Annotated in this window: 1 protein-coding gene; it reads left to right on the top strand. The window is 35.6% G+C overall.

Annotation, left to right across the window (positions count from 1 at the left end; genetic code table 11):
- Nucleotides 1-601: 601 nt before the first annotated feature.
- Complete coding sequence (locus H4J39_RS00090) at nucleotides 602-847, top strand: hypothetical protein (protein WP_182225433.1); 246 nt, start codon at nucleotides 602-604, stop codon at nucleotides 845-847.
- The last annotated feature ends 131 nt before the right edge of the window (nucleotides 848-978 follow it).

Genomic DNA, 978 nt, shown 5'->3' with positions numbered 1-978 from the left:
TGAATTAAAGTATGGTAAATAAAATACGTATAACAAGCCATTCAAGCAGGACAAATAACAGCTGGCTATTTGCTCCTTCGTCGCTTATTTTAGCCAACAATTATTTGCCTCTTAATGGGGCGTTAGCTACCTAGGAAAATATGGAGTTTGAATTTTCATTATTATGAATAAACATAAGTTATTTGAGCTTGCCTCTGCAGTATTATTTGGAGTATGTGTTTTAACTTCCGTAGTTTCAATACATCTTGAATTCTCTTCATTTGTAGTTCGTTTAAGTGTTATTTTTTCTATGTGGTGTTTTCTCTCAATGTCATGGCTTGGTCGTAAACGAATCCAGAAGCAAAAAATCACTAATGCCACATTGCAAAAGACTTTAGGAATATATAGTTACTTTTTCTTTTACTTCATGTTGGTTATCACTGTAGTATTTACTTTTAAGTTTCTGTTTATTCGGTAGCTAACAAGCCACTCAAGCAGGACAAATAACAGTTGGCTTTGTTCGCTTCGCTCTCTATTATAGCCAACTATCATTTGCCTCTTAGTGGGGCGTTATGTGTAAGTCATATCTTGCCGCAAATTTAAACAAGGAAGTAAACTGAGCATGTTAAATTCAATCCCAATAGAATGGTATGCATTCGGACCACTTATTTTATTCGCGAGTAATGGACTTATTCATTTATTGTTTGGTGTAGCTGTCTATTTTGATGCTCGTAGTCAAGATAAGTATCCGCCTACAGGTTCAATATTTGTAAAACCCATTATTTGGGGAATAGCTACATTAGTCGGTGGTGTTTTTGTAGCTGCTGTTTATTGGCTTATGCACCATTCAACTTTAAGAAAGGTGTAATTTACACATAACAAGCCATTCAAGCAGGACAAATAACAGCTGGCTATTTGCTCCTTCGTCGCTTATTTTAGCCAACTATTATTTGCCTCTTAATGGGGCGTTATGCGGCATTGCGAATTCGATTAAATGTA

The sequence above is a fragment of the Colwellia sp. Bg11-12 genome (genome assembly GCF_014076955.1).
Taxonomy (GTDB): domain Bacteria; phylum Pseudomonadota; class Gammaproteobacteria; order Enterobacterales; family Alteromonadaceae; genus Colwellia_A.
The sequence above is the reverse complement of the archived record's forward strand: the minus strand, read 5'-3'. Positions and strand labels throughout refer to the sequence as shown.

Coding starts and splice junctions, on each gene's coding strand:
- H4J39_RS00090 (WP_182225433.1), top strand. CDS start 602: ATGTTAAATTCAATCCCAATAGAATGGTATGCATTCGGACCACTTATT.